General features: G+C 60.1%; 1 protein-coding gene. It reads right to left on the bottom strand.

Annotation, left to right across the window (positions count from 1 at the left end; all coding sequences use genetic code 11):
- The coding region (locus ACLQ3C_RS21670; protein WP_425707141.1) for an immunity 49 family protein at positions 1–243 on the bottom strand (243 nt) is incomplete at its 3' end.
- Positions 244–263: the final 20 nt, after the last annotated feature.

Consider the following 263-nt stretch of genomic DNA (forward strand, 5'->3'; position numbering starts at 1 on the left):
CGCCGCCGGCAAATACTGCGACTCCACCCCCACCTCGAAATCCGAATCCACCGCCGCACACACCGGACCCAAAATCCCCCACGGCACAAAACCATCAGCCATACGCACCCGATTCTCCACCGGCCGCGTGTAATACTCCTTATTCCCCTCCAACGCCGTCCGTACATCACCCCGAAACTCTCTACTGCTCCCCGACACCACATCCCACAACAACCGCACCGACGGCCAAATCGTCTGCAACATCGCCTCAGCCGAACTCCGAT

Source organism: Gordonia sp. DT30 (assembly GCF_049844915.1).
In the GTDB taxonomy this organism is placed as follows: domain Bacteria; phylum Actinomycetota; class Actinomycetes; order Mycobacteriales; family Mycobacteriaceae; genus Gordonia.